1 protein-coding gene is annotated in these 973 nt (G+C 74.7%); it reads right to left on the reverse strand.

Annotated features, from left to right (window positions below; translation table 11 throughout):
* Window positions 1–65 precede the first annotated feature (65 nt).
* Window positions 66–797 carry a DUF461 domain-containing protein gene (locus tag AB8Z75_RS35070; protein ID WP_369209202.1) on the reverse strand — a complete coding sequence of 244 codons (732 nt, stop codon included), beginning with the start codon at window positions 795–797 and terminating at the stop codon, window positions 66–68.
* Window positions 798–973: the final 176 nt, after the last annotated feature.

A 973-nucleotide genomic window follows, 5' to 3' on the forward strand; every position in this document is an offset into this window, starting at 1 on the left:
CCCCCCAGACGACGGGAGGCCGCACCCCGCCGGGGGTGCGGCCTCCCGTCGCGTGGAGGTGCGGCTCAGTGCCCGGCGTGCGCGCCGCCGCCCTGCTCGGTGGCGCCCGCGGCCGACGAGGCGGAGTCCGAAGGCTGCCCCTGGCCGCCCTGCTCGCCCTGCTCCTGCGGGCCCCCGGAGGCGGACCGGCCCTCCTCGCCCGGCTTGTCGCCGGGACCGGCGGACTCGGAGGACCCGGGGGACTCGGAGGACGACGCCGAAGCGCCCGGCTTCGGGGCCTGGCTGGACGGCGACGAGCTCGGGCCCACCGACTTGTAGGTGCCCTCGGCCGGGAAGACCGCGGCCTTCAGCTTGACGGCACCGGTGCGGCTGAGGTCGAAGGTGACCGGCTGGGCGTTGCCGTCCTTGACGCCCGCCCGCTTCGCGTCGGTGAGCAGCGCCGAGGCCTCGCCCTTGCCGCCGAGCTCCAGCGAGCCACCGGCCGGCACGACGAGCTTCTTCTCACCCTTGGCCGGGCTGAGCTCGGCGCGGGAGCCGCTGACCGAAACACCCTTGAGGGTCTGGTCCTTGTTGCCGTTGTTGAAGATCCGCGCCGTGACGGTCGCTTCGCCGGTGCCGTGGGTGCCGGTCACGACGTTGGCGTTCTGGATCTTGATGTCCCCGACGCGCGTCGCCGCGTTGTCGGGCTTGATCTCCAGCGTCTGCGCGTCGTTCCCCGCGCCACAGGCGGTCAGCGAGACGGCGGCGAGCGCGAGGGTGGTGGCGGCGAGGGTGCCGCGACGAAGGCTGCTGCTCACGGCGGCGGCAACTCCTTGGCGGGCCAGGGCGGCGGCACGCTGCTGAGCACGGGAGGCTCCGGAGCGTTGCCGGTCGCGTACGGATGGGCTTGGCGTGCGCGCTCAGGTTACCGACAGCCCGAGGACGCCCCGCACCCGACCCTCCGACCCACCCGCCTCCGACCGCCTACCCGTCG

The organism is Streptomyces sp. PU-14G (assembly GCF_041028275.1).
Lineage (GTDB): Bacteria > Actinomycetota > Actinomycetes > Streptomycetales > Streptomycetaceae > Streptomyces.